The sequence below is a fragment of the Brucella pituitosa genome (genome assembly GCF_003049685.1).
GTDB lineage: Bacteria > Pseudomonadota > Alphaproteobacteria > Rhizobiales > Rhizobiaceae > Brucella > Brucella pituitosa.
The window spans coordinates 154069-180206 of sequence record NZ_PYSY02000002.1 but is presented as its reverse complement, the minus strand read 5'-3'; the positions used below and the strand labels follow the sequence as shown (position 1 = coordinate 180206).

Genomic DNA, 26138 nt, shown 5'->3' with positions numbered 1-26138 from the left:
ATCGAATGCGCTTCCCAAATCAGTTTTGTTCTGATTCATTGTTGCTGGCTGGATGGAGGCCAGCGTCTGATGACCGCACCGATATCGAATGATCTTCGAGAACGCGTTGTTGCCGCCGTACTGAGTGGCAAAAGCATTCGTTCAGTGGCGACGAGGTTTGAAATTGCCGCGTCTTCAGTTGTAAAATGGTCCCAGCGCCATCGTGCGACCGGATCGGTTCATCCAGGCAAGACGGGCGGACACCGCAAGCGGATACTCGAACCGCATCGTGATGTCATTGTGCAACGGCTCGCCGAGACCCCCCACCTGACACTGCATGGCCTGAAGGCGGCATTGACCGAGCGGGGTATTTCCGTCTCGCACAATACGATCTGGGAATTCATTCGCAGTGAAGGGCTACGCTTTTAAAAAAACGCTGTTCGCCCTGAGCAAGCTCGTGCCGACGTCGCTCGCAAAAAACAGCGGTGGAAGACCCTGCAAAATCATCTCGATCGCGAACGGCTGGTCTTCATTGATGAGACCTGGATCAAGACCAACATGTCGCCGATCAGGGGCTGGGGCCCTAAAGGCAAGCGACTGCGGGCATTTGCACCGCATGGCCACTGGCGCACGCTGACATTCCTGGGCGCTTTGAGAAACGATCAGCTTACAGCCCCCCTGTGTCTTCGACGGACCGATTAACGGCCATGTTTTCGCGCCTATGTCGAGCAGCAGTTGGTCCCGGTGCTCAAGCCAGGCGACATCGTCGTCATGGACAATCTCGGCAGCCATAAGTCGGCAACCATCCGTCAATTGATCAAAGCCGCCGGTGCGCGGCTCTGGTTCCTTCCGCCCTATTCGCCGGACCTCAATCCGATCGAACAAGCCTTTTCCAAGATCAAGCATTGGATGAGAAATGCACAAAAGCGCACCATCGAAGACACATGGCGTCATATCGGCAGGCTGGTCGAAACCATCCAGCCCGCCGAATGCCAAAACTATTTGGAAAATGCCGGATAGGGTTCCGTTAAAAGGTGAAACGCTCTAGCCCTATAATGTTTTAGCCCCAGTCATGATGGCGACTGCATCAGACATGGAAATCTCTGATGGTGTCACGACAGCCGCGCGCTTTCCAAGCCGCTGAATATGAATACGGTCTGCAACTTCAAAAACATGCGGCATATTGTGACTGATCAGTACGATCGGCAGCCCGCGTTTCTTAACATCCAGCAGGAGGTCGAGTACTTTGCGCGACTCCTTCACACCGAGAGCGGCGGTCGGCTCATCAAGAATGATAACTTGCGAAGCGAACGCGACCGAACGGGCGACCGCAATTCCCTGTCTTTGCCCCCCTGACAGACCTTCCACAGGCTGGTCGATATTCTGGATCGTCATCAATCCCAGTTCGGAGAGCTTTTCGCGAGCGACTTCGCGCATTTTTTTACGATCAAGGCGACGAAGAAATTGCCCTGAAAAGCCAGTTTTGCGGATTTCGCGTCCAAGAAACATGTTATCAACGATGGACAGAGCCGGGGAAAGCGCCAAATTCTGGTACACAGTTTCGACGCCCGCTTCACGTGCTTCCAATGCAGAACGGAAATGAACTGACTTTCCCATCAATTCGATCTCGCCTGCGTCCGGCTTCGTCGCGCCAGACAGCACTTTGATCAATGATGACTTACCCGCACCATTATCTCCAATAACCGCAAGGATTTCGTTAGGGTAGAGATCGAAATCCGCTCCATCCAGTGCCACAACATGGCCGTAGCGTTTCGTCAGACCGCGTGCTTTGAAAATTGGATTTGCAGACATCACAGATTGACCTTTCTCAATCCTTGGTCAATGGCAACGGCGACAATCGATAGAACGCCGATGAGCAGGTAAGTCCATTGTGGATCGGCTCCAACAAGCCGTAACCCCAGCGAAAAACAACCTACCGTAAGTGCACCAAAGATTGTGCCCATAATGGAACCGCGTCCGCCAAATAACGATGTACCGCCAATAACAACCGCGGTGATCGACTCAATATTGGTGAACTGTCCCGCGGTCGGCGTGACAGACCCAAGACGGCCGATCAAAACCCAACCCGCAAATGCACAGATAACACCTGAGAGAATGTAAACGCTGATCAACATGCGGCGAACCTGAACGCCTGCCAGTTCGGCAGCAGCCGCATCGTCACCCACCGCATAAACATGCCGACCCCATGCGGTATGATTAAGCACATACCATAACAGGCCGATGAGTAGCACCATGGCAATCACACCATAGGTAAAGACTGCCCCCCCAAACTGCACTGATTGTCCGAAAAACTGCAGCAACGGTGCCGTTTCCGAAATTCGTGCACTGGGTATTGTCTCATTGCCCGAGTAAATGAAGTTGCTGGCGAGGAATATCTGCCATGTACCAAGCGTTACGATAAAGGCTGGCAGCTTCACCACCGAAACAAGAACGCCGTTGATGTAACCACAGAGAGCACCAAGAGCCAGTCCAATCAAAATTGCCAGGGGTGCAGGAAGGCCATAACGGAACACACAGGCACCAATCACAACCGACGTCAGAACCATGATCGCACCAACCGACAGATCAATGCCCTTGGTGAGAATGACCAAGCTCTGCGCGGCAGCGACAATTCCGACGATTGCCACTTGTTGGAGAATAAGGGTCAAAGTGAAAGCCGAGAAGAACCGGCCACTCGTCAACAGGCCGAAGCCGGTAACGGTCAACAGCAGAATCAATAATGGGATGATTGCTGGATTGCCGTGGATACTATCTTGAACAAACCGTCCGAAGGATCGCTTCGATTGGAATTTTGCAACGCGTGTATCACTGTTACGTATCACGCTTTCAAAGTCGTCTACTTGTGTCATGATCTTGCCCATGAACTCTTCCAGCACGAAGTCAATTTGGCAGTAGCCTTATTGAAAGCTGGAACTATATGTTCCTCGAAGACCCGGAGCCACGCGCCAAATCTTCGAGGATAGCGAAGTTTTTTCAGCCCCAGCACTTCTCCAGGCCTTCTTCAACGCTGATTGAAGAGATACCCTCGACCGCATCATCAGTTACAAGCGAAACGCCTGTATCGAAGAAGTGTGTGCCGTCTTCGAGCTTTGGCTTCTCGCCGGTGTCAACCCATTTGCGAATTGCCTGAATGCCCAGGACAGACATTCGGCTTGGATATTGCTGTGACGTCGCAGCAAGTGTTCCAGCCTTAATATTCTTCACACCCTGACAGCCGCCATCAATGGAGACGAGCAGAACCTTATCTGACATGCCGAGCGACTTCAGTGTCTCAAATGCTCCTGCAGCAGCAGGTTCATTAATGGTATAGACGACGTTGAGGGATGGATCGCGTTGGAGCAGATTCTCCATCGCAGATCGGCCACCCTCTTCATTACCATTGGTGACGTCGTGACCGATAATCCGTTTGTCATCTTCATCGCCGATGACATTAACGTTTTTAGTGTCAATCCCGAAGCCGGTCATGAACCCTTGATCGCGTTGTACGTCCAGCGTCGGCTGAGAGGCATTGAGATCAAGAAATGCAATACGCGCATTGGAGGCTTCGTCGCCAAGCTTTGCTTTGACCCATTGGCCGATCAACGCGCCTGCCTTGAAATTGTCTGTAGCAAAGGTGGCGTCCACCGCATCATAAGGTTCAACAGGGCTGTCAAACGCAATAACCATGATACCTGCTGCGCGAGCTTTCTGAATAGCCGGAACCACTGCTTTACTATCTGATGGATCGATCAGAATGCCTTTCACGCCGGCCAGAATACAGGTTTCAAGCGCTTCGATCTGGCTGATACTGTCGCCATCGTCGCGACCGGCATACATTGAGAGCTTAATGTTCTGCTTCTTAGCTTCCTCGATCGCGGCATTTTTCATAGTTATAAAAAACGGATTGGTATCCGTCTTTGTAATAACGCAAGCACTAACCGGTGTTTGTGCATTTGCGACAGTCAGACCTGCAGCGGATGTCACCGCAATCGCAAAAAGTCCACACGTTAAACGGCGTGAAAACAATCCCATTTCAACCTCCCATTGCAACTCATAAGCACCACAGGCGGAAATAGCCTAGGTATCTAAATTATCATAAATGTAGTAAATATTCATTTTAATAATTGTCAATGGCATTATACGGCATTTTTTGAGGGAATTCGATTAATTTGTTACATAGTCTTGTATTTAAATTACAAAAAATAACAGCACAAACCGATAACGATCGCCAAAGGCCACACCGACGGTGCCACGAGCTTAGCCAATGGCACCGTCGAGACTTTGCAGGGATTTCTCGCACGAGCAGCTTTATCTGATTTAGCTATCTTATAGCGCTCTCATTGAACGGTTTTGATCGCTCTATAAGAGAAGAGCTGCTTGCGTCTTCCTACAGACAACCGGTATGAAACCCGCCATCGACAGGCAGCGTGACCCCGGTGATGAAACTTGCCGCAGGCGAAGCAAGGAATAGAGCTGCGCCAACCAGATCCTCAGTTTCTCCCCAGCGCTTCAACGCTGCACGCTGCGCGATTGGCTTTTCTGTAGCTGGGTTTTCCCAAAGAGCACGCGTCATATCCGTGCGATGATAGCCCGGTCCGATAGCGTTGACACGCACACCGTCTGGGCCAAACTTATGAGCGAGAACGCGGGTCAGGCCGAGAATACCGGTCTTGCTCGCGGTGTAGGATGGCACACCTGTATCGGCGAGATAGCTCAACATCGAAGCAATCGCGATCACCGAACCTTTGCTTTCCTTGAGCTTCGGATATGCGGCCATGGTGAGGCGGAAAACACTGTTCAGATTGATGTCCATGACATCGTTGAACACGTCATTCTCCCATTCTGCCGTGTCGCGCGCGACACCTTGCGCGTTGATCAGCACGTCGATCCGTGTCTGCTTCTCCATGAACGTAATGGCATCGTCATTGCTGCGTACGTCGAGTTCATAGAACTCAATGCCCTTATTGGCATTGTCTTTCTCAGCCTTTTCGATCTTGGCGACCGAGCTACCGCTGGCAGCAACAGAAGCACCAAGCGCTGCAAATCCGCGCGCCATTTCAAGACCGATACCACTCGTTGCGCCCGAAACCAGAACACGCTTGCCTGCAAACAGGTCTTTGGCAAAAGACGAAATAACTTCCTGCATGATAACCTCCCTATAAATGCTAGATGAGCTGCTTAAGTGCGGCGCCGACCATATCGGGCGTCACCTTGATCGGCTCATTGTGAATGATCTCACCTGCGCGACAGGCGCGCTTGGCAACGATTTCCAGTTTTTCATCCGTCGCGTCTTCAATGCCGATATCGGCAAGACGGGTTGGCAGACGTACGGAGAGACAGAATTCGCGAACCTTCTGGAATTCTTCTTCCGCACCATGCAACTTGAGACCAGCGAGAACACCAATGGCGACTTTTTCACCATGCAGATGATGATGAACATCATCCAATTCGCAAAGACCATGATGGATAGCATGGGCGGCGGCCACACCGCCGGACTCAAAACCGACGCCCGAAAGCAAAATATTCGCTTCGATCACGCGTTCCATCGCCGGGCCAGCCTGCTTGGCATCGCACTCCCTGAGCGCAGCGGCGCCAAACTCAAAAATCGTATCGCGGCAGAAGCGCGCGACCTCGAATGCAAGGCTCACACCCTGCATTTTCATGCAGTTGAAAGCGCCAGACTGGCGGCAGGAGTCCGCTTCGTAAAAAGTTGCAAGTGCATCGCCGATACCAGCAGCGAGGAAGCGTGCCGGAGCCTGTGCAATCAGCCCAGTATCCACCAAAACCAGATTGGGATTGCTTGGCAGAAACGTATCATAAGCCACTGAGCCATCGTCATTATAAACCACAGCAAGAGCGCTGCATGGCGCATCAGATGCTGCAATCGTTGGGAAGATGATCGATGGGAGACCGAGATCGCGCGCTGCAGCTTTTGCCGTATCGAGCGCCTTGCCACCGCCAACGCCGATAACCACTTTCGCACCTGCTTCGCGAGCCTGTGTAACAAGAGCTGCGATCTGGCTTTCGGAGCACTCTCCGCCATGGCGCACGATGCGCGCTTCCGGACCAGACGCAAAAGCCGCATCGACCTTTGGCTTAAGGATGTCAAAAATACCATTGTCGAGAAGAACCACTGCCTTATCGCCGAAGCTTGCAGCCTCTTCTCCAAGACGCGAGATAACGCCCGCGCCTTGAATGTAGCGACCAGGAAAGCGCGCACCACGCACGGTTGAAACTGCGTTTACCAGCATACATAGCCTCCATCGGCTAGAACAATCGAGCCTGTCATCAGGCTTGATGCATCACTTGCAAGGAAAAGAATGACAGAGGCGACTTCGTCCGTGCGCCCAAGACGGTTCATTGGTGTGCCACCAACCCAATGACGATACATTTCAGGATCATCATAGACGTATTTGTTCATTTCTGTGTCGATATAGGTCGGCGCTACCGAGTTAACGCGAACCCCACGCGCGCCCCATTCAGCAGCCAGCGAACGTGTCAGGTGGTGCACTGCCGCCTTGGATGCATTGTAGTTCGCCTGTTCCTGCGGGCGGTTGACCACGAAACCGGACATGGAACCCACATTGACGATATTGCCTGAGCCATTTTCCAGCATCGACTTGCCAAATGCGCGGCAGCACCAGAACACACCGTTCAGATTAACATCGATCACCTTGTTCCAGACGTCATCGGCCATGGTTTCAGCAGGATGATTGCTGATCGCGATACCGGCATTGTTGACGAGAATATCGACGCGGCCATGTCGAGCAATAATTGAATCATGCACGCGCTGAACGCCTTCAACATCCGTCACATCCAGCAGTTCGCCCTCGACGCTGTAGCCTTTGGCGGCGAGTGCAGTGATAGCCTTGTCCAGCAGTTCCTGACTCATATCGGTGAGCACTACCTTTGCTCCAGCTTCCGCCAGCGCCTCAGAGGCAGAAAGGCCTATGCCACGCGCGGCGCCCGTGACGACAGCAATTTTGCCGTCAATTCTGAACTTTTCGAGAAACATGGAATGCTATCCTTGTCTGGCTTGCTATTGGACAACCGCGCTCAAAAGCGGCTGCAAACTGGAAAGAAGGTTTTCAGGATTGGCGGTTACAACGCCGTTCGGAAAAATGAGGTCGGTGCGGTGCGGCTCTGGCCACCCGATAACAGTCATGCCAGCAGCAAGACCCGCATGAGCACCCGGCACACTGTCTTCTACAACAATGCATTGCGACGGCTCGATCCCAAGCAGATAGGCACCGCGCAAATAGGGTTCCGCAGCAGGCTTGCCTTCACGCACATCATTTCGGGATACACTAATGAAATTAGGGCGCTGCAACCCGACAGCACGCAGATTTGCATCCATGAGCATACGGTCCGAATTGGAAACAATCGCGTAAGGAATGCCAGCCTCATCAAGATAGGCTAGAATTTCCGCCGCACCAGGGCGTAATTTCAACCGGATTGCCCCACTGACATAAGCTGCATATTTCGCTTTGATGAATGCATCGAGATCGGCTGTAAAGCCAGTCTCGTTTCGGAGCATGGTGTGGCAATCTACTATCGTCGTGCCAGTTACGCGGTTTTCGAAATCATCCGGCACTGTGCCCGAAAAGGTCGCGATAGCTTCCAGAAGTGTCTCATAATGCAATGGCTCGCTATCAACGAGCGTGCCATCCATATCAAAAAGAACTGCACATGTACTCATTGCGGCAACCCATCGAGATCGTCATAAAGCGACTGGCTGTGCGTATAGAGCTTCTCAAAGAAAGCCTGCATCGGCGCATAAATTTCTGACCATCTCGAGTCCGGCTTGATCTCTGTCGAATATTGCACAAGCGCGTCGGCGGCATCTTCTACGCTTGAGTAGCGCCCCGTTGCAGCCGCTGTCATGATCGCACAACCGACCAGACCGCACTCGGCCTCCTTCGGGACGAGAATTGGGATATCATAGACACTTGCCTTGATTTTCAGCCACAACTCCGTCTTCGCACCACCGCCAGACGCGATCACGCGTTCAAGCTTGGAGCCGGAAATACTATCTAGAATATTGATGTGACGTTTCACGGCAAAGGCCACACCTTCCAGCACTGAACGATGAAGATGTTCAATGCCATGTGCTGCACCGATACCAAAATACTGCGCGCGAGCGTTGCGATGTTCGCCGAGGCGCTCGCCCGTAAGATAAGGCATGAAGAAAAGACGTTCGGAGCCAGCAGGCGCGTCTGCCGCCTTTGCCACGATTTCTTCATAAGAAACCTGTTTGTCGTGGAACGCACGACGAGCCCAGCGCATGGCATCGCCGCCGGATTCCAGCAACATGAATGCGCCCCAGTTTCCTTCTACCGTACCGACATTGCAGACGGATGGGTCGAGCAAGGGCTTGTCTGCTATCGCCGTGATAATGGCAGAGGTACCCATCACTTCCGAGCCAACACCCGGACGGCAAACACCAGAACCAAGCAATGCGACCGGATAATCCGCACCCCCAACCAGAACCGGCGTCCCCTCAAGAAGACCTGTATCCCGCGCGGCTTCTGCCGTGACACTGCCGAGAATCTCAGTGGGGTTTCGTAATGGTGCAAGCTGCTGGCGATTTAGACCAAGCAACTCAACCATATGTTGCGACCAGTCACCCGTGCGCGGGTCCATTAGGAAGCTCGCGCCGCCGTCATTGCGATCCATCGCGATTTCGCCAGTAAGCTTCAGATTAATGTAATCCTTCGGCATCAGAATGGCGGCAGCGCGCGCAAAAGCCCGCGCATCGTGATCGCGCAGCCATTGCAATTTGAAGCCCGGCCACGAGGGTGCTGCTGGATTAGCGCTGTGCGCCAGATAATCTGCGGGGCGGTGTTTTGTTTCAAAGGCAGTTACATAATCGACAGTGCGCTTGTCGTTCCACAATGGGGCGGTCTCGCGCACCAGTTCACCCTTATCCCCAACAAGTACCGTGCCGTGCATCTGCCCACAGGCAGCGACGGCTACAATCCTATCTCTCGCATCCGGCACCCTATCCAGTACCTCACGGATCGACGCGATCACACCCTGCCACCAGTCTGCAGGACGTTGCTCCGACCAGCCAAATTGCGGCACAATCTGTTCGTGTTCACGGGCGGCAATCGCGACTATATTGCCACGGCCATCCATAAGGGCAGCGCGCACGCTGCCCGTTCCGACGTCTATTGCAAGTGAGAGTTCATTTGGCATGGAACACGTCATTGATTTTTGGGAGGACGGATGGTTGTCTTACGACTTGCGCAGCCAGCTCGACGCATACTGAAGAAGCATCGCGCCGATGATGATGCAGCCCATGAAGACCTGCTGATGATAGCCCGGAACACGCGCAAGGTTCATCATATTTGCGATAATCCCAAGAGTGATGACCCCAATGAAGGTGTTAAACGCACCGCCGCGACCGCCCATCAGGCTCGCGCCACCGATAACAACCGCCGCGATTGCATCAAGTTCGGCACCGACGCTGATATTGGCCGACCCGATACCGGTACGACTTGTGGAGATGATACCGGCAGCAGCAGCCAAAACACCGGAAATTACATAAACCGACAGCGTATAATAAGAGACCGAGATACCCGACAGGCGAACAGCTTCAGAATTGGAGCCTATGGCCTTAACCAAGCGACCGAAGCGTGTGAAGGTGAGAACCGCACCGGCAATCACGAATACAACGATCATGAGAATGACAGGATATGGAATACTACCAAGCGTACCGGAACCAAAGGCTGTTACCGCGGAACCAGCCTCACCCATCATGATCGGCTGGCCGGACGACAAGATGAAAGCGAGCCCCCGCGCGATGGTCATGACTGCAAGGGTCGTCACAAAAGGTGGCAGCTTGAGATACGCCACCAGAATACCGGATACGAGCCCACAGGCAGCACCAGCAAGCAGTACACCGCCGATAGCCATTCCCGTCCCATATTGCTGGATAAGTATCGCAGACAACACACTTCCCAGTGCAGCCACAGAACCGACCGACAAATCGATCCCGCGTGTCAGAATGACGAACAGCATGCCAACCGCCATCAGACTTGGGCCAGCCACCTGACGCAGCACATTCATGATGTTACGTTCAGTCAGAAACACATTCGACAAGGAGGCAGCTACGATCAGAACTGCAATCAGAATGGCAACGGTGCCATACCGGTTGAGAAGAGCTCCGGCATTGAAGTTTTTCTTCGGCGTTTCAACAACTTCGGTCACAGTTTCATCCAATCAATTAACTGCTGTAGAAAGCTCTGCGCTGGCCGTGTTGACCATGGCAAGCTTCAACAAATTTTCTTCAGAGTATTCCTCTGGCTGCAACGAACCCGTCACCGCGCCTTCGCGCATGACCAAAATCCGGTCGCACAGACCAAAAAGCTCAAGATGCTCGGAGGAAATCACCACGACCGCCCGGCCCTCAGCCGCAAGCGATTTGATGAGCGAATAGATTTCCGTCTTGGCGCCAACATCGACGCCACGGGTGGGCTCATCGAAAATCAGTACGTCGCCATCGGCATGAAACCACTTGGCCAGAACTACCTTCTGTTGATTGCCGCCCGACAAGCTTGATGCCGGATCTTCGATACTGCCCGCCTTTAGACGCAAACGTTTTGACAGCGTCTCAACAGTAGAACGCTCCGCGCCGCCTTTGACGAAACCAAAGAAGTTCACCAAAGGGGCGAGTTTCGCCATGGTAGAATTAACGCGGATCGGGAAGTCGAGGATCAAACCCTGATCCTTGCGACTTTCGGGTACAAGACCGATGCCAGCCTTCACACCGTCACGCGGGTTACGAATGGTTATTTCTTTGCCGTGGACGAAAATCCGTCCTGATTTCGCGCGCTCCGCACCGAAAACCAGTCGCATAAGTTCTGTACGCCCCGCCCCGACAAGGCCACCGAGGCCGATAATCTCACCAGCCTTGACTGTCAGTGACACGCCCTTGATACGGGAGCCGTCCGAGAGTTCTTCGATACGCAGAACCTCATTGCCAACTTTCCGCTCAACATCCTCACCGAAAAGCGCCTTCAGCGGGCGGCCGACCATGAGACGAATGACATCATCAACCGTTACAGACGCACATTCAGTCGTGGTGATGGAGGTGCCATCCTTCATGATCGTAATACGATCGGCGATGCTGAAAACTTCATCCAGGCGATGCGAGATGTAAATGATACCAACGCCGCGCTCGCGCAGTGTACGGATGATGTCGAGGAGACGGTTTGCATCACGTGCGGACAGCACGGCGGTAGGCTCATCAAACACCATCACGCGCGCATTGCGTGACAAGGCTTTCGCGATCTCAACAACCTGCTGATGCGCGATGGGAAGATCGCCGACAAGAGCACTGGGAGAAATGGAAAATCCAAGGCTCGTAATAAGTTCTTTGGCGCGGCTGTTGAGCTCTGGCCATGAAATGACCGATGGCAGCATCCACATAAAGATGTTTTCGGCAACGGTCAGATCAGTTGCCAGCGCCATTTCCTGATGAATGACGGCGATACCTTTGGACATCGCATCCATAGGGCCGCGAAAATGCTGCACTTCGCCCGCGACTTTAACTTCGCCACGAGTGGGCGAAAACTCCCCGCCGAGAACGCGCATCAACGTCGATTTGCCGGCCCCATTCTCACCAAGCAAAGCATGAACTTCGCCTGCACGAAGCGCGAAATCGACACCACGAAGCGCATGAACTCCGCCAAATGACTTCGCTATGCCGGACAGCTCTACAAGATTTTCCATTTCAATCATTCCAGATCTTCAAGACCCAGGACGCTCCACCCGAATTTCAGTTCAGCCCGTAAGAAATGGTCACCTCGCGACCGCTTGCGAAACTCCCCAGACGCCATGCATCTGACTGAATCGCCTCCTCGGACAATCCCATAGTGCAGCCAGTCTTTCACTACCAGACTGGCTGCACTATGAAGGCAGATAATCTTAGAACACCGCGTCCGGCTTGTAATATTTGTCCACATTGTCTTTGGTGATAGCGACAGGCGTCGTGTAGGTGACCTTCGACGTATCAGCCGGCAAGGTGCCGTCAACTGCCTTCTTCGCAAGGTCAACAGCGGTCGCCGCTACGAGTGCCGGATCATTCAGACCGGTGGCACCGTATTTGCCCTCCTTGATCATCGCCATAGCTTCTTTCTGGCCATCAGCTGCTGCGAGAAGAAGTACACCATCGAGTTGATTGGACTGTTCCAACGCCTTACGAGCACCGAGAACCATCGAGTCATTTTCACCGAGAACGACATTGATATCGGGATTGGCTGTCAGGAGATCTTCCATGGCCTTCAGACCGCCTTCATTGTTCCACATGCCCCAACCCTGGCCGACAACTTCAAAACGGACACGGCCTTCATTGCGTAACTGGCCTTCAACGAGCCCGGCCAACACGCCAAGCCGACGTTCCTGACCAACTTCATTGCCCTTATCGCCCGAGATCAGAGCGATCTTGAGGTCTTTTCCCTTGGTCTGATTAGCGAGCCACTGCCCGACGAGCTGACCATTGTTTGCATTGGATGACTGAACCAGCGTGACGAAATTTGCCGAGGGATCAAGCGTGGAATCAACCACGAAAACTTTTACGCCAGCTGCAGTCGCAGCGTTCACAGCCGGAACAAGCCCCTTGCTGTCGCGCGGATTGATAATGAGCGCGTTAATACCCTGCGCAACCATATCCTCAACATCCGAAACCTGTTTGTTGAGGTCGTTCTGCCCATCGGCAGTCAAGACTTCGCAACCCAGCTCTTCCGCCCGCTTCTTCGCCGAAACTTCCTGCGCTGCAAAGTAAGGCGCATCGAGCGTCTTCATCGAAATGCCAATCTTGCAATCGGCCGCATGCGCAACCGCGAGCGCCATCAGTGACGACGCCGTAGCAAGCGACATTTTCAACATTACAGATTTCAAGCCCTGCATTTGGAAATCTCCTCCTGGAACGATCGGCTCCTACCGATCTTATTAGATTTGGGTAGCATAATTACACAAATTTGCAGCGTCAATAATTTAAACGACAAATTTGTAACGATTATACCAAAAATTTATCTCATATGACCCACTTGATTGTGCTGATATCCTATTTTATGTAATTTCACTACGAAATGGAGGAATACATGTTACGCGAACCTGTAGTGAGCGTCGTCAATCCAAATTCTGGCGGCATGAGCGGCAATACTGGCCGCTACGAAAAGCGCCTGAACGATCTCGTGGGACTTTACGGCGACGAAAAGGCTTTCGAAGCCTTGCGCGAAACGCACGGAAACACGGTTGTCTATGACGTCGAAGACTTTAAACCGGGCGCTCATAGCGGCGATCTGATCTATGGTATCACCCGCATGAATCCGGGACGTGTCGGGAATGAATTCTTCCTCACCCGAGGTCACATTCATGCCAAGGCGGACCGCCCGGAAATTTACTACGGCCAGAGTGGCCAAGGTTTGATGCAGCTCGAATCACCAGCCGGCGAAACCCGAATCATCGAAATCACCGCGCAGACCATTTGTTATGTTCCGCCGTTCTGGATCCATCGTTCGATCAATGTCGGTGACACCGATCTCGTGATGGTCTTCGCCTATCCATCCGACAGCGGCCAAGACTACGGAATCATTGAGAAGTCGAATGGAATGCGACATCGAGTGATCGCAAAGCCCGGCGGCGGCTGGGAGCTCATCGAAAATCCGAACTACAAACCGCGTGATCCAGCGACCGTCAACGCCGTGATGCGTGAGTACGCCTGAGTTCGCGAAGAACCATCAGTCGAAAATTCAATTTGAAGGGTGTTGCCATGAGCAATCCTATAGACCTTATCGCCAGCCTTGGTGTCGTTCCTGTTATCGCGATCGAGCGCGCGGAAGATGCCGTTCCTCTGGCCGACGCACTGCTTGAAGGCGGCTTACCAGTTGCAGAAATCACATTCCGCACCGAAGCTGCCGCGGACGTGCTGGCAGCAATCCGTGATGCGCGACCAGAACTTTGCATTGGTGCTGGCACAATTCTTGACACTACCAATCTCGACAAAGCTATCGAAAGCGGTGCACGCTTTGGTCTGGCGCCCGGCTATGATCCGCGCATTGTTGACGCAGCATCCAAAACTAATCTGCCATTCTGCCCCGGCATCATGACGCCGACGGATCTGACGCTTGCCACAGCACAGGGCGTCCGTCTGGCAAAATTCTTCCCGGCAGGCGTTGCAGGCGGCCCGAAGGCGCTGTCCGGTATAGCCGCACCATTCGCACATCTCGGCGTGCGATTCATTCCGACCGGCGGCGTCACCGAAGACACTATCGGCGACTGGCTCGCAATCAAGCAAGTTGTGGCCGTGGGAGGTACTTGGATCGCCAAGACCGAAGACATCCGCGATGGTCGCTTTGACGCAATCAGGAAAAATGCCGCCAGCGCTGTGAACGTGGCGCGCCAAGCCCTGGAGAAGCGAGCATGAGCAAGTATCAGCCAGCTACACAGCCGACGCTGTACTTTATCGGCGTAACCACCGGCAAAAGCTCGATCATGAAGGTGTTCCCTGCCTGGGCCGAGTATCTCGGCCTCAAAGATGCCGTCATTAAGGGTATCGACTTTAAACTACACGACGATCCGGAGGCTTACCGCGAAGCGGTTGAGTTTATCCGCAACGATCCACTTTCGATGGGGGCGCTTGTTACCACACACAAGATCGACCTCTTCCACGCCTGCCGCGATATGTTCGACGTGATCGACCCCCATGCTCTGTTGATGGATGAGACGAGTTGCATTTCTAAAAAAGATGGCAAACTCATCTGCCATGCGAAAGATCCGATTTCCTCGGGCCTCGCCATAGATGGCTTTCTGGGTGCCGACTATTTCGAGCGCACCAGCTCTGATCTTTTCTCAATGGGCGCGGGTGGCTCCACCATCGCTATCACATGGCATCTGATGCGTAAGTCGCGCGGCGAGAATGTGCCGGCACGTATTATTGTTTCCAATCGCAGCCAGCATCGTCTTGATGAAATCAAGCGCATTCACGCCGAAGTGGCGAGCGACGTTGCAGTTGAGTATATTCTCGCTCCACGCCCCGAAGACAACGACGCTGTGCTCAACAGCCTCAAGCCTGGTTCGTTCATCATCAATGCGACCGGCCTCGGCAAAGACGCTCCCGGCTCGCCTTTATCCAACGCGGCGGTCTTCCCTGAGAAGTCGGTGGTTTGGGACCTCAACTATCGCGGCAATCTTGTTTTCCTTGATCAAGCGCGCGCGCAGGAACAGGCCAAATCACTCAATGTAGTCGACGGCTGGACTTATTTCATACATGGCTGGACACAGGTAATCGCGGAAGTCTTCCATATCGACATTCCAACAAGCGGGCCTGCTTTCGATCGGATTTCGGAAATCGCCATCGAAGCGGCAGGACGGTAGAGATGGTACAGCGTATTCTCGTTACGCCACGCTCGCTAACCGCCGAGCCGCATCCGCATATCGAAAGCCTGCGCAATTCAGGCTTCGAAATCGTCTACTCCACCCCCGGCAAAACACCTGACGAGGAAGAGCTTGTGCGTCTCGTGAGCGATGTTTCGGGCTGGCTCGCTGGTGTTGAACCGGTCTCGCCTCGTGTCATCGAAGCAGCACGATCGCTCAAAGCCATCAGCCGAAACGGCGTTGGCACCGATAATCTTCCAGTTGAGTTGCTCACCGAGCGCGGCATCAAAGTGCTGATTGCAGAAGGTGCAAACTCGTTGGGCGTTGCCGAGTTGGCGGTTGGCCTGATCTTCAGCGCGCTGCGCTCTATCCCCCAGGCCGATACCGGTATCAAAGCGGGTGGATGGCCACGTCAGCGTGGCATCGAAATTCGCGGACGTACCGTTGGCGTGATCGGCTGTGGAGCGATTGGCCGCGAGGTGGCACGCATGCTGGTAGCAGTCGGGGCAAGAGTCATGGGCTATGATCCGCTCAAGCCCGATCTTGGGCTTCCCGCAGACGCTTTCAGCTTTGCCGAAGTGGATGATATCATCGCTCAAACCGATATCATCACACTACATTGCCCTGCACCTCGTGATGGCTCGACCTTAATCTCGCGCGAGCGATTGGCCAATGCAAAGCCCGGCCTCATTCTCGTGAATACGGCGCGCGCGAAATTGGTCGACGACCGCGCCATTATCGACGCCTTGAACTGTGGCCAGTTGTCAAACTATGCAACCGATGTGTTCGAACAGGAACCGCCGATCTCCCTGGAGCTTGCTGCGCATCCAGCAGTCATTGCAACCAGCCACATCGGTGGCTTCACCGCGGAAAGCGTAGACAGGGCTACCAAGATTGCAGCGGATAATCTGGTCGCCGCACTAAAAAACTAAAAGGACTTAGAAATGCCGGGATGTTTGCAGGAAATTGCCGAAACGCTTCCATTGGAGGATTATCTGCGCAGACCAGCCACACCCGGCATTCGTATTTTTTGGCTCGGCCAGGCAGGCTTTGTGCTTGAGGCTTTCGAGAAACGCATTGTCATCGACCCCTATCTTTCCGATAGCCTGGCCGAGAAATATAGAGACACAAGCAGACCGCATATGCGCATGATGCCCCCTCCGGTTGCGCCGGACGGCATTCACTTTGTCGATCTCGTCGCATGCACACACGCTCATACCGACCATATGGATCCCGGCACTCTACCAGCGCTTCTGACGCAGAATCCCAACGCAACCTTGCTTGTTCCCCGGGCGACGAAAAAACAGGCTCTGATCCGCTCGAGTGTGGATGAAAAGCGCCTTGCATTGATCGACGCTCAAGAGAGATATTCGCTGGAGCCAATCAAGATCGCAGCAACCCGCGCTGCCCATGAAGCGCTGGAAACAGACCAGAATGGCGATCACAAGTTCCTCGGTTATGTGTTTGATTGCGGGGCACTCCGTATCTGGCATTCTGGTGACTGCGTACCTTTTGAGGGGTTGGAAGCCGAAGTTGCCGCTTATAATCCCCACGTGGCGTTATTACCGGTAAACGGTCGCAGACCCGAACTCTCGAACAACGGTGTTCCCGGCAATTTTACACTCGCGGAAGCGATCACGCTCGCCCAGCATATAGGCGCTACTGATCTGGTCGCTCATCACTACGGCTTGTTCGATTTCAACACCGAAGCGCCGGAAAACATCGACGCTGCGGCTCGATCTGCTGGTGATCTTCATATACACCGTGCACGCAATAAGGTCGCTCTTGTAAACAGTGCTCTAACCTATTGAAACCATGCGTGGTGCTTGCCAAAAATCGATTCCGGTTTTGGAGCCGATGCGCTAACATATTGAAAAGGCGATCCGGCTTCTGTGCCGCGAAAGGGATTTTCTTGAATGGATACTGATGCGCGTAGTGACACGCGTGGCCTGAATGGTCGCAATATTATTGAAGTTATTCGCACAATGCGACCGGAGCTGCGGAAGTCGGATCGTAAAGTCGCTGACGTTGTCCTCGACGACCCTCACCGCATCATGAATGCAACCGTCAGCGAAACTGCAACGCTTGCCGACGTCAGCCAACCAACAGTATTGCGTTTCGCGACGGCTATCGGTTGTTCTGGCTTCCAGGATCTGAAGATCAGGCTCGCTCAAAGTCTGGCGCTCGGGACGCCCGCTACGCATTCAGTGTTGGTTGAGACGGATGAGCCCGAAGTCGTTGCAGAAAAGATCTTCGATTATACGATGACCAGCCTCGACTGGGCGCGGTCGCGATTGGACAAGGAAGCTCTTCACAAAGCAATCGATATCCTGACAAAGTGCAATTCAATTGTGTTTTTCGGTTTCGGCGCCTCCGGTATTGTAGCACGCGATGCACAGCAGAAATTTCCACTATTCGGCGTGCCATGCGGTGCCGAGCTGGATTCGCATCAACAATTGATGGTGGCATCGATGATGAAGCCGGGCGCAGTCGCGTTCGTCATCTCCAATACTGGCACCACACGTTCAATCATCGAAATCGCCCGCATCGCCCGGGAAAACGGTGCGTCTGTCATTGGGATGACAGGTTCAGACTCGCCGTTGACCAATTATTGCGATGTTTCGCTTATCGTTGAGACACTTGAAAACACCAATATGTACACTCCGACGATTTCGCGTATCGCCGCTTTGGTTGTCATCGATATTCTCTCCACCAGCGTCGCTATGCGTCGTCCTACGGACCAGCATGACCGCATTCATCGCATGAAGCGTTTGCTCAGTGATATGCGCAAGATGCAGCCGATCTAAGGGATGAAAAAATGCCGGAATTGTAGGAGCAATTCCGGCCAGCATTTCTCCAGGAAGAGAATTATCAAGCGACGTCCTCAAAGTGACTTGAGCATACCCCCATCGACGAAATAGGTTGAACCAACGCTATAGCTTGCACGGGATGAGCACAGGAACACGAAGAAATGCGCGAGCTCTTCCGGCGTACCAAAGCGCTTGGCGGCTGCATGTTCGTTGGCAACGTCCTGAAGATAGCCTTCCCAGTTGCCGCCCTTATCGGCTGTGAGCTGCTTGGCAGTCTTCACCCAATCAGGCGTGAGAATCAGACCCGGGTTAACGCAATTGACGCGGATATTGTCCCCAATCACCTCGGTCGAGAGTGTTTTGGAGAACATCATCAAGGCTGATTTGGTGACATTGTAAATCGGCTCATACCAAAGTGGCTGTACAGCACAGATAGAAGCGTTATGCAGCACTACACCGCCGCCTTTGGCCTTCATCTGTGGCACCAGTCCACGCGCAAGGCGCACTGCCGCCATCACATGCAGATCCCAATAGAACTGCCACTTATCGTCCGGCGCATCCATGATCGTCTCATTGGAGCCGGTACCCGCATTGTTGATGAGAATATCGGCACCGCCTGCGGAAGCTGCGGCGGCGATAACAGCGTCAGTGCCTTCCACGGTGGACACATCTGCCGCCACACCGATAGCATTGACACCGGACTTTTCAGCAATGCGCTGCGCTTCAGCTTCTACACGTTCTTTGCCACGCGCTACCAGCACAAGGTTCGTACCTTCTGCGGCCAATCCTTCGGCAATGGCCAAACCAATCCCGACCGACGCGCCAGTGATTACGGCGGTCTTTCCCTTCAATTGCAGATCCATAATAACTCCTGCGATACATACAGCCGTGCGGCTGCCTATTTTGCGATGAGGATATTGTCGCGATCCATGGTGACGGCGACGGTGAGAATGAGAACAGCGCCGAAGACGATCTGCTGTGCAAAGATGTCGATGCCGACAAATGTCATGCCTATACGCACGACCGACACGATGAGCGCTCCGACCAGCGTGCGTCCGACGCCGCCAAGCCCGCCGGTGATCGGTGTGCCACCAACGAGAACAGCGGCGATAGCTGGAAGAAGCAGCTGGCTAGCGCCCGTTGGCGAACCGCTTGTCATGCGCGCTGCAAGCATGATGCCCGCGACAGCCGCAAAAAGCGCCGACAATACGAAGGCTACAACCTTCTGGCGATCCACATGGATACCGGCGGCAATTGCGGCGGGTTCACCGGCACCAATGGCATAGCAATAGCGACCAAAGCGCGTATAGCGCTGGATATATATGCCAATAAGGCACATCAGTAGCCCGGCAAGAATGATGTTTGGAATTCCAAACGTCGTACCGGCAATCCAATTAAGCATTGGACGGTCGGCCGCGCTGATGCCGATGCTACGTGCTTTGGAGATATAAAGCGCGATACCGGAGACCACGCCGCCAGTTGCAAGTGTTGCAATAAAGGACGGAATTTTTAAGCGCACATGGACAAGGCCGCTGAAAAGACCGGCGGCAACGCCGCAGAGAAGCGCAGTTGGAAAGGCCAGCAACCCAAGTTCTGGCAAAAGCATCGCCGTCACCACGCTTGCAAGCGATGCGACCGCAGGCAAACTCAGATCAATACCACCAATCACAATGACAAAAGACAGACCAGCAGCAAGCATGAACAGCGCCATGGTATCGGCAAGCAGAACCAGCCCGGTATTGACGCTGGCAAAGCCCGGCGAATAGGCCGAGATAAGCACCACCATAACGACCAGAAAGGCAAGCGGTGCATATGGGCGTAGCTGTGCTGTGCTAAACAAAGTAGATGCACCTGAACCGTTGGGGAGAGCAGTTTTCTCGTTCATAATCACACCATGTGCTCGACCAGTTGCACCTGCGACGGCTTTGCGCCTGTCGGAGCAGGAATACGCGCGGTGACTTCTCCATCGCGCATGACAAGAATGTTGTGCGACAAACCGATGGTCTCTTCGAGCGTGTCGGCAATAAGAATGATCGCATAACCCTCGCGGCTTAGCTGACGCATCAGGCGGAAGATTTCTTCCTTTGCACCCACATCCACGCCGCGTGTCGGGTGATCGAGGATAAGAATGCGTGAGCCTGCCGTCAGCCACTTGGCCAAAACGACCTTCTGCTGATTACCGCCGCTCAATGCCTGACACAGAGCATGAGGCCCCGGCGCACGGATGGAGAGTTTTTTGATCCAATCTTCAGCCAAAACTGTCTCGCGGCTATGCTGAATACCGATAGGACCTTCCACAGAATCAAGACGTGATAACGTGATGTTGGAAGCAATCGGCATCATCATCACGAGGCCTTCAAGCCTGCGTTCGCTAGGAATATAGCCTATGCCGCGCGCCACAGCCTCAGTCGGATTGGCGAGTTTAACTGCCGTGCCACTAAGCAACATTTCACCCGACGTTGGTGTCTCAAAGCCAAAGAAACTACGGATAAGTTCTTCGCGCCCAGAGCCAATGACACCGGCAATGCCAAGTATTTCACCTTCGCGAAGCGTCAGATCAATATTGTGGTATTTGCCCGTGCAGGACAGGTTGCGCGCTTCCAGAGCAATCTTTTCACTCGGTTCAGCCTGTTCTGACTCCAGATAATATTCGGTGTGCATCTCACGACCCACCATGATGCGGTGAAGGTCAGCACCATCGACACCCGTCGCATCCATAGTGGCAACGCCCTGCCCGTCTTTCATCACATAGATGCGGTCACTGATTTCCAGCACTTCATCGAGGCGGTGCGAGACGAACACAAAGCTTGCACGTGACTTGAGTGCACGAACACGCTCAAAAAGAATGTCGATTTCAGACTGCTCCAGAACCGATGTCGGCTCATCAAGCAGAATAATCAGATCACGTTCGACACGATCGGCCAGTGACAACGCCTTGGCAAGCTCCACCATTTGCCGTTCGGCAAATGAGAGATCACCCGCAAGCTTCGACGGATCGGCATGAATACCGACCTGCTTTAAATGCTTGGCCGCCGCCTCATTCATCTTGCGCCAGTTCACCAGACCAAAGCGGATGAAACGCTGTTCCTGATTAAGAAATATATTCTGCGCGATGGAGAGGTTTAGTAGCAGCGACTGCTCCTGAAACACCATGGCGACGCCTTGGTCGTTCGCCTGTTGTGGCGAGTTGACGGCAAAAGGCTTTCCGTTGCGCGTGATTGTGCCAGTACTTGGGCGCTGGGTGCCAGCGAGAATACGCATGAGGGTCGATTTACCCGCGCCGTTTTCGCCCACAAGTCCAACCACTTCGCCGGGTCGAATTTCCAGATCCACTCCCTTGAGAGCATGAACACTGCCAAATGATTTTGTCAGTCCACTGATCGTCAACATGGCTTATTTCACAATCTTGAAGCGGGTGCGGCGCGTGGCATAAGCAACGGCTCCGATGATCATCAGACCAAGAAATGCCTGTTGCAGATAAGGCGGGATGCCGAGCAAAACCATGCCATTGGCCAGAACGGAAACTATGAGAACACCGATAAGCGATTGCAGCACACCGCCTTGCCCGCCCAGAAGTGAGGTTCCGCCGACAACAACCGCAGTAATCGTGGTGAAGAGGCGACCGGTACCAATATCCGCATTGCCCTGACCGAGCTGCGCGGCGGCAAGCACAGCACCGAGGCCATAAAACGCACCAGCCATCGCGAAGACAAACAACTTGGTGCGCAAGACCGATACACCGGAAAGAACCGCAATGTCCTCGCCGCCACCAAGGGCATAGATGTGGCGACCAAGGCGCGTATGGTTTTGTACCACCCAAGCTACAAACAAGGCCGCCAGCGCAATCCAGACGGTAAAGGGAAACCCCACAAAACGCTCCAGCGCAAAGCTACGCAGAGCGGCTTCACGAATAGCAATCGTCCCGCCGCCAACCATCAAAGTGGCAATGCCAAGCCCGATAAACCACATGCCAAGCGTCACCATGAAAGACGGTATGCGCAGGACGACATGCAACAGGCCGGAAAAGGCCCCCATTGCAGCACCCACAATAATTGCCGCGATAACTCCCACAACGCTGCCAAACCATGAGCTGTCAGCCGCGACCAAGGACGCCAGCACCACACCCGCAATCGCCATGACGCCTTCAACGGAAAGGTCAATACTGCCAAGCAGGATCACAAACGTTGCGCCGAGCGTCAGCACCACCGGAATGGACGAGGCGGATGCAATACGCACAAAGTTATTGACCGAGAAGAAGTTCGGGCTGATCAGCCCCAACCCAATGCATAGAACGACCAACACGATAAGCGGTGCGAGCCGGCGCATCAACTCCGGCAATCGGCTTTGAGGGCCGTTTTTAGATATGGCTACGCCTTTAGCGTCCGCCGGACTGAAATCCTGGCTCGCAACTCTCATATGCTTTTCCTGTCAGGCAATGTTCCGCCGAGCACGGCGTGTCGCATCAGACTGCGAGGGGCTTAGCTCTCGCGGATCTGTCCGCTTGTACGCCCCCAAAGGTCCTTGAAATCAAGGTTCGGTGTGTTCTTGATGTTGTTTTCGTAAAAATCATCAACATTGTCTTTGGTCACGACCAAGGCCGTACCGTAGAACTCGCGATGATCTTTCGGTTCTTTCGAAGGATCGAAGACACCAGCGCGCGCGCTGTAAGGAATTGCAAGCCCCATAGCGCCCTGCCAGAACGGATCAGACGAAACGGTTGCGGCAAACTCGCCATTCTTCACAGCTTCAACAGCTGTTCCGATGCCATCAACGCCGGTGATTGGAATCTGCCCGGCGAGACCTTCCGCACGCAATGCTTCCAGCGCGCCGATACCCATATCATCATTCGCGCACCAGATGCCTTTGATGTCATCGCCAAAACGGGTCAGCCATGCACTGACAACGTCGAACGCTTTGCTTGACTGCCAATCAGCAACCTGAAAATCCAGAAGCTGCACATCAGGATGCGCTGCAAGTGCTTTCTCAAGGCCCTGACGACGATCAATAGCAACCGTGTTCGACAGTGTGCCGCCGAGGCCCAGAATTCCGCCCTTGCCACCAATGGACTTAATGAGGATTTCGGCAGTCTCGGCGCCATAGCGCTGACCATCGAAGCTCACATGCGCAACGTAATATGGATCATGGTCCCAAGGATGCAGATCGGCAGGCTTGTTCCATTGCGTCAGCACATGTGCCTTGGCTGCGGCGCATGCTTCCACGATAGGACGCGCATCGGCTGCATCGTTTGGATCGATATTGATAACCGCATTGCCGCCGGTGCGTGCCAAGATTGCGCGAATATCAGCAATGCCCTTCTCGCTATCGCCTTCAGTAACAAGCGTCACATATTCGATACCAAGCGATTTTGCGAAGGCTTCGCCGCCTTTGTTCCATGCTGCATGATAGGGATTTGACAGCGAACGAATAGCATTGACCAGCGTCGGCTTCTGCTCGGCGAGCGCGCGCAGTGAAGATAATCCACCAAAAGCTGAGAGAACACCAAGTCCTCCAGCACCCTTCATGAAGGCGCGCCTGCTGAATGGCGTCGTACGAATTAGGCTCATGCGTTTTTCCTCCCAAAACCCGCATTGACTAGCTAGTCACTAGTAGTGCATAGCTATGCAAAGAGATTGCGTGTCGTCAATAGAAAATTTTTGGTGATTGCTATCTGACAACGCGAAAGTCAGTTCAAATCCTTGAAAGCATTTGAACATAATGGCAAAACGAAACCTGATGATTGTTCAAAAACAGGACATGAAGCCGCAAAGGATATGGAATGAAACGTGATAAGCCCTACGCATCATCCACTGATGTGGCGAGACTGGCAGGCGTTTCTCAATCCGCTGTTTCACGAACCTTTAAGCCGGGCGCTAGCGTTTCACCCGAAACACGCAAAAAAGTCTTGGCTGCAGCGGAAGAACTGGGGTATCGCCCAAGCTTCATCCCAAGCATCATGCTAAGCCATCGCTCTCGACTAGTAGCGGTGGTAATAGGCGGCCTATACAACCCCTTCTATACATCCGTTCTTGAAACCTTCTCCAAGATGCTCCAGGCAGAAGGCTGGCGCATCTTGCTGGTACATGTCGAAAGTGGACACACCTTCGATGACATAGTACCCATGCTTGCAGGGTACCGGGTCGACGCCATCGTCAGCGCACTCGCAGTTCTGAGTCCGGAGGCGCTGGAGCAGCTATCGCAATTGCGTGTACCGGTCATTTCTTTCAACACCCGCTTTTCTGGTGATTGGGTTTATTCAATCAGCTGTGATAGCGTCGGCGCATCGCGCGTCATGGCAGAGCACTTCATTGAGCGCGGCGCACGCAAGTTTGCCTATATAACCGGCCCAATTGACAGTCAGGCTAACATTGATCGACAGCTTGGTTTTTGTCAGCGCCTCGATGAAACAGGATTTGAGTCACCGTTCATTTTGGAAGGCGACTATCGCTATGAAGCGGGTTACGCAGCAATCAGACAGCTGAAAGACATGGTAAGCTCAACAACAAAACTGCCAGATGCAATCTATTGTGCAAACGATCTGTTAGCGCTTGGCGCCATGGATGCATTACGTCAAGAAGTTGGCGTTCGTATTCCCGATGATATCATCGTTGGTGGTTACGATAATATTGCGGAAGCAGGTTGGGCTGCTTATAATCTTACCACTCTCGTCCACGACGGCCAAAAAATGGTCGAACGAGCGATAGAGATACTGACGATGAGTGAAATGGGACAGCTTCTTGATTCGGACCAGCAGTCTGTAATCGAATCACCGTTAATTGTCCGAAAGAGCACCACGATTTAAATCTCGAGAGAGGTAGTGCGATTACTCTCCCATTTTTTAGTAACGTTAAGGTCGCAACTCATCAAAAATTTGGTTTAAAGATTGAAAACAATCAGCAGATGGCGTGATAATTAAAGTTGATAGCTAACGTTTTTTCGAAATATGGATCAACAACGGTTGAATCCATTCAAACACCACATTTAAACGGCGGCCTAAAAGGCTGCCGTCATTTCAGTTTCAAACTTTCACATTAGTTCTTCACCGTGTCTTCTAAAAAGAAACGGCCGAGCGGATTCTGATAAAATCCATCGATATTCTTTCCCGTAACATTGATATATGGGCTGTAGTAAAGGTCGATCCAATTGACGTCGTCTTTCGCCATTTTTCGCAAATCAACATACATCTCTTCGCGCTTCTTCGGATCGAGTTCAAGGCGCGCAGCAGCTACAAGGTCTTTCACCTTCTCATTATTATAGCGCGTCATGTAATTCATATGCTTATCTCGGCCAATCTTGGGGTGGCATGTTGGGTGCAGAACACGCCGTTGGACAACCTGCGGGCCTAAAGGCACTCGTTATCGCAAACTCGCCCGCTAACATGCACACATGGGTGGCGGAAGCCAACCGTTTACGACGCGAACTTCCCGCTGATGTGCAGGAAACTTTGTTGCAGCATGAAAGAGCGAGCACGCTGACCGATCGTGAATATATCGCAGTCTCTCGCGTATTTTATGATCGCCATGTCTGCCGCGTAAATCCATGGCCTAAGGAAGTCGCACGAACATTCGCGATCATGGATGAGGACAATACCGTCTATCGCAACATGAACGGTCCGACTGAATTTCATGTAATCGGCACGATGAAAGACTGGACACTTGAAGACCGCCTCAGCCGCATTCAGGCACCAACGCTTGTCGTCTCAGGCCGTTATGATGAAGCAACGCCATTGGTTGTGAAGCCCTATGTGGAAAATGTTCAGAACAATAAGTGGGTACTATTCGAGGAATCTAGCCATATGCCACATGTCGAAGAGCGCGATCTGTGCATGAAGACCGTATCTGACTTTATAAACAGTGTTGAAACGGTTTAAACTCAAAGTCGTCAGATAAACTCCGGCGACTTTGTTCGCATTTCGATGGTCAGCCCCGTCAGATATGTTCTATTCTAAACTGCAACATGCCAATAAATTCA

Annotated in this window: 24 protein-coding genes and 3 pseudogenes; 10 read left to right on the top strand and 17 right to left on the bottom strand. The window is 53.1% G+C overall.

The genetic code is table 11. The features are described from left to right. A complete protein-coding gene (locus C9380_RS28870; protein ID WP_374844471.1) occupies positions 1-408 on the top strand; it encodes a helix-turn-helix domain-containing protein in 408 nt (135 codons plus the stop codon). A gap of 66 nt (positions 409-474) precedes the next feature. Then, positions 475-999, top strand: a pseudogene (locus C9380_RS28865) (IS630 family transposase). Positions 1000-1029: 30 nt separating this feature from the next. On the opposite strand, the gene C9380_RS13110 reads toward C9380_RS28865, so the two are convergent. The 11 genes from C9380_RS13110 to C9380_RS13060 all read right to left on the bottom strand — a co-directional run bounded on the left by C9380_RS13110 (position 1030) and on the right by C9380_RS13060 (position 12870). Then, a complete protein-coding gene (locus C9380_RS13110) occupies positions 1030-1791 on the bottom strand; it encodes an ATP-binding cassette domain-containing protein (protein WP_024896774.1) in 762 nt (253 codons plus the stop codon). Beyond that, positions 1791-2849 (bottom strand): ABC transporter permease, encoded by a 1059-nt coding sequence (locus tag C9380_RS13105; protein WP_247877654.1) that lies wholly within the window; start codon positions 2847-2849, stop codon positions 1791-1793. The genes C9380_RS13110 and C9380_RS13105 overlap by 1 nt, the downstream gene beginning before the upstream one ends. 124 nt (positions 2850-2973) lie before the next feature. Then, positions 2974-4011, bottom strand: coding sequence for a substrate-binding domain-containing protein (locus C9380_RS13100; protein ID WP_024896772.1), 1038 nt, complete (start codon positions 4009-4011; stop codon positions 2974-2976). 355 nt (positions 4012-4366) lie between these two features. Next, on the bottom strand, positions 4367-5125 hold the full coding sequence (locus C9380_RS13095; protein ID WP_100556830.1) for an SDR family NAD(P)-dependent oxidoreductase: 759 nt from the start codon (positions 5123-5125) through the stop codon (positions 4367-4369). A 19-nt stretch (positions 5126-5144) separates the two neighbouring features. After that, positions 5145-6230: a glycerol dehydrogenase gene (locus C9380_RS13090; protein ID WP_128093724.1), complete on the bottom strand. Its 1086-nt coding sequence runs from the start codon at positions 6228-6230 to the stop codon at positions 5145-5147. Next, complete coding sequence (locus C9380_RS13085; protein ID WP_024896769.1) at positions 6221-6994, bottom strand: SDR family NAD(P)-dependent oxidoreductase; 774 nt, start codon at positions 6992-6994, stop codon at positions 6221-6223. The genes C9380_RS13090 and C9380_RS13085 overlap by 10 nt, the downstream gene beginning before the upstream one ends. A gap of 24 nt (positions 6995-7018) precedes the next feature. Continuing rightward, positions 7019-7678, bottom strand: a complete 660-nt coding sequence (locus tag C9380_RS13080) for an HAD family hydrolase (protein WP_128093723.1) — start codon at positions 7676-7678, stop codon at positions 7019-7021. Further along, the gene (locus C9380_RS13075) at positions 7675-9177 is read right to left on the bottom strand and encodes a xylulokinase (protein WP_100556826.1); all 1503 of its coding nucleotides are present in this window, start codon (positions 9175-9177) and stop codon (positions 7675-7677) included. The genes C9380_RS13080 and C9380_RS13075 overlap by 4 nt, the downstream gene beginning before the upstream one ends. Before the next feature lie 39 nt (positions 9178-9216). Beyond that, on the bottom strand, positions 9217-10191 hold the full coding sequence (locus tag C9380_RS13070) for an ABC transporter permease (protein ID WP_247877653.1): 975 nt from the start codon (positions 10189-10191) through the stop codon (positions 9217-9219). Positions 10192-10203: 12 nt separating this feature from the next. After that, entirely contained in the window at positions 10204-11715 is a 1512-nt protein-coding gene (locus tag C9380_RS13065) for a sugar ABC transporter ATP-binding protein (protein ID WP_164844656.1), read from the bottom strand. A gap of 195 nt (positions 11716-11910) precedes the next feature. Continuing rightward, positions 11911-12870 carry a sugar ABC transporter substrate-binding protein gene (locus C9380_RS13060; RefSeq protein WP_374844470.1) on the bottom strand — a complete coding sequence of 320 codons (960 nt, stop codon included), beginning with the start codon at positions 12868-12870 and terminating at the stop codon, positions 11911-11913. Positions 12871-13085: 215 nt separating this feature from the next. Between C9380_RS13060 and C9380_RS13055 the strand changes: the two genes are divergently transcribed. The 6 genes from C9380_RS13055 to C9380_RS13030 all read left to right on the top strand — a co-directional run bounded on the left by C9380_RS13055 (position 13086) and on the right by C9380_RS13030 (position 18167). Next, the gene (locus C9380_RS13055; protein WP_128093719.1) at positions 13086-13709 is read left to right on the top strand and encodes a glucose-6-phosphate isomerase; all 624 of its coding nucleotides are present in this window, start codon (positions 13086-13088) and stop codon (positions 13707-13709) included. 47 nt (positions 13710-13756) lie between these two features. Further along, complete coding sequence (gene eda / locus C9380_RS13050) at positions 13757-14410, top strand: bifunctional 4-hydroxy-2-oxoglutarate aldolase/2-dehydro-3-deoxy-phosphogluconate aldolase (RefSeq protein ID WP_024896762.1); 654 nt, start codon at positions 13757-13759, stop codon at positions 14408-14410. Further along, a complete protein-coding gene (locus tag C9380_RS13045; RefSeq protein WP_128093718.1) occupies positions 14407-15360 on the top strand; it encodes a shikimate dehydrogenase family protein in 954 nt (317 codons plus the stop codon). The genes eda and C9380_RS13045 overlap by 4 nt, the downstream gene beginning before the upstream one ends. Before the next feature lie 2 nt (positions 15361-15362). Next, on the top strand, positions 15363-16292 hold the full coding sequence (locus tag C9380_RS13040; protein ID WP_128093717.1) for a phosphoglycerate dehydrogenase: 930 nt from the start codon (positions 15363-15365) through the stop codon (positions 16290-16292). 12 nt (positions 16293-16304) lie between these two features. Beyond that, positions 16305-17171 carry an MBL fold metallo-hydrolase gene (locus C9380_RS13035; RefSeq protein ID WP_100556821.1) on the top strand — a complete coding sequence of 289 codons (867 nt, stop codon included), beginning with the start codon at positions 16305-16307 and terminating at the stop codon, positions 17169-17171. A gap of 105 nt (positions 17172-17276) precedes the next feature. Beyond that, on the top strand, positions 17277-18167 hold the full coding sequence (locus tag C9380_RS13030; RefSeq protein WP_024896758.1) for an SIS domain-containing protein: 891 nt from the start codon (positions 17277-17279) through the stop codon (positions 18165-18167). Positions 18168-18244: 77 nt separating this feature from the next. Here the strand turns inward: C9380_RS13030 and C9380_RS13025 are convergent, their stop codons facing one another. From C9380_RS13025 to C9380_RS13005, 5 genes are all read right to left on the bottom strand, one after another. Then, the gene (locus C9380_RS13025) at positions 18245-19033 is read right to left on the bottom strand and encodes an SDR family NAD(P)-dependent oxidoreductase (protein WP_024896757.1); all 789 of its coding nucleotides are present in this window, start codon (positions 19031-19033) and stop codon (positions 18245-18247) included. 35 nt (positions 19034-19068) lie between these two features. Continuing rightward, positions 19069-20055: an ABC transporter permease gene (locus C9380_RS13020; protein ID WP_345772263.1), complete on the bottom strand. Its 987-nt coding sequence runs from the start codon at positions 20053-20055 to the stop codon at positions 19069-19071. A gap of 2 nt (positions 20056-20057) precedes the next feature. Next, the gene (locus C9380_RS13015) at positions 20058-21560 is read right to left on the bottom strand and encodes a sugar ABC transporter ATP-binding protein (protein WP_128093715.1); all 1503 of its coding nucleotides are present in this window, start codon (positions 21558-21560) and stop codon (positions 20058-20060) included. A gap of 3 nt (positions 21561-21563) precedes the next feature. Next, positions 21564-22586 carry an ABC transporter permease gene (locus tag C9380_RS13010; RefSeq protein ID WP_247877652.1) on the bottom strand — a complete coding sequence of 341 codons (1023 nt, stop codon included), beginning with the start codon at positions 22584-22586 and terminating at the stop codon, positions 21564-21566. A 62-nt stretch (positions 22587-22648) separates the two neighbouring features. Further along, complete coding sequence (locus C9380_RS13005) at positions 22649-23734, bottom strand: sugar ABC transporter substrate-binding protein (protein WP_128093714.1); 1086 nt, start codon at positions 23732-23734, stop codon at positions 22649-22651. A 212-nt stretch (positions 23735-23946) separates the two neighbouring features. Between C9380_RS13005 and C9380_RS13000 the strand changes: the two genes are divergently transcribed. Next, positions 23947-24969 (top strand): LacI family DNA-binding transcriptional regulator, encoded by a 1023-nt coding sequence (locus C9380_RS13000; RefSeq protein WP_128093713.1) that lies wholly within the window; start codon positions 23947-23949, stop codon positions 24967-24969. A 229-nt stretch (positions 24970-25198) separates the two neighbouring features. On the opposite strand, the pseudogene C9380_RS12995 reads toward C9380_RS13000, so the two are convergent. Further along, positions 25199-25450 (bottom strand): annotated as a pseudogene (locus C9380_RS12995) (ABC transporter substrate-binding protein); the annotation flags it as partial. On the opposite strand from C9380_RS12995, the pseudogene C9380_RS12990 reads away from it, so the two are divergent. After that, positions 25441-26037, top strand: a pseudogene (locus C9380_RS12990) (proline iminopeptidase-family hydrolase); the annotation flags it as partial. The pseudogenes C9380_RS12995 and C9380_RS12990 sit on opposite strands and share 10 nt — an antisense overlap. Between the last annotated feature and the right edge of the window lie 101 nt (positions 26038-26138).

What these genes read in the sequence shown, in the direction of transcription:
- C9380_RS13110 (WP_024896774.1), bottom strand. Translation starts at nt 1,791, where the DNA reads ATGTCTGCAAATCCAATTTTCAAAGCACGCGGTCTGACGAAACGCTAC.
- C9380_RS13105 (WP_247877654.1), bottom strand. Translation starts at nt 2,849, where the DNA reads ATGACACAAGTAGACGACTTTGAAAGCGTGATACGTAACAGTGATACA.
- C9380_RS13100 (WP_024896772.1), bottom strand. Translation starts at nt 4,011, where the DNA reads ATGGGATTGTTTTCACGCCGTTTAACGTGTGGACTTTTTGCGATTGCG.
- C9380_RS13095 (WP_100556830.1), bottom strand. Translation starts at nt 5,125, where the DNA reads ATGCAGGAAGTTATTTCGTCTTTTGCCAAAGACCTGTTTGCAGGCAAG.
- C9380_RS13090 (WP_128093724.1), bottom strand. Translation starts at nt 6,230, where the DNA reads ATGCTGGTAAACGCAGTTTCAACCGTGCGTGGTGCGCGCTTTCCTGGT.
- C9380_RS13085 (WP_024896769.1), bottom strand. Translation starts at nt 6,994, where the DNA reads ATGTTTCTCGAAAAGTTCAGAATTGACGGCAAAATTGCTGTCGTCACG.
- C9380_RS13080 (WP_128093723.1), bottom strand. Translation starts at nt 7,678, where the DNA reads ATGAGTACATGTGCAGTTCTTTTTGATATGGATGGCACGCTCGTTGAT.
- C9380_RS13075 (WP_100556826.1), bottom strand. Translation starts at nt 9,177, where the DNA reads ATGCCAAATGAACTCTCACTTGCAATAGACGTCGGAACGGGCAGCGTG.
- C9380_RS13065 (WP_164844656.1), bottom strand. Translation starts at nt 11,715, where the DNA reads ATGGAAAATCTTGTAGAGCTGTCCGGCATAGCGAAGTCATTTGGCGGA.
- C9380_RS13060 (WP_374844470.1), bottom strand. Translation starts at nt 12,870, where the DNA reads ATGTTGAAAATGTCGCTTGCTACGGCGTCGTCACTGATGGCGCTCGCG.
- C9380_RS13055 (WP_128093719.1), top strand. Translation starts at nt 13,086, where the DNA reads ATGTTACGCGAACCTGTAGTGAGCGTCGTCAATCCAAATTCTGGCGGC.
- eda (WP_024896762.1), top strand. Translation starts at nt 13,757, where the DNA reads ATGAGCAATCCTATAGACCTTATCGCCAGCCTTGGTGTCGTTCCTGTT.
- C9380_RS13045 (WP_128093718.1), top strand. Translation starts at nt 14,407, where the DNA reads ATGAGCAAGTATCAGCCAGCTACACAGCCGACGCTGTACTTTATCGGC.
- C9380_RS13040 (WP_128093717.1), top strand. Translation starts at nt 15,363, where the DNA reads ATGGTACAGCGTATTCTCGTTACGCCACGCTCGCTAACCGCCGAGCCG.
- C9380_RS13035 (WP_100556821.1), top strand. Translation starts at nt 16,305, where the DNA reads ATGCCGGGATGTTTGCAGGAAATTGCCGAAACGCTTCCATTGGAGGAT.
- C9380_RS13030 (WP_024896758.1), top strand. Translation starts at nt 17,277, where the DNA reads ATGGATACTGATGCGCGTAGTGACACGCGTGGCCTGAATGGTCGCAAT.
- C9380_RS13025 (WP_024896757.1), bottom strand. Translation starts at nt 19,033, where the DNA reads ATGGATCTGCAATTGAAGGGAAAGACCGCCGTAATCACTGGCGCGTCG.
- C9380_RS13020 (WP_345772263.1), bottom strand. Translation starts at nt 20,055, where the DNA reads ATGAACGAGAAAACTGCTCTCCCCAACGGTTCAGGTGCATCTACTTTG.
- C9380_RS13015 (WP_128093715.1), bottom strand. Translation starts at nt 21,560, where the DNA reads ATGTTGACGATCAGTGGACTGACAAAATCATTTGGCAGTGTTCATGCT.
- C9380_RS13010 (WP_247877652.1), bottom strand. Translation starts at nt 22,586, where the DNA reads ATGAGAGTTGCGAGCCAGGATTTCAGTCCGGCGGACGCTAAAGGCGTA.
- C9380_RS13005 (WP_128093714.1), bottom strand. Translation starts at nt 23,734, where the DNA reads ATGAGCCTAATTCGTACGACGCCATTCAGCAGGCGCGCCTTCATGAAG.
- C9380_RS13000 (WP_128093713.1), top strand. Translation starts at nt 23,947, where the DNA reads ATGAAACGTGATAAGCCCTACGCATCATCCACTGATGTGGCGAGACTG.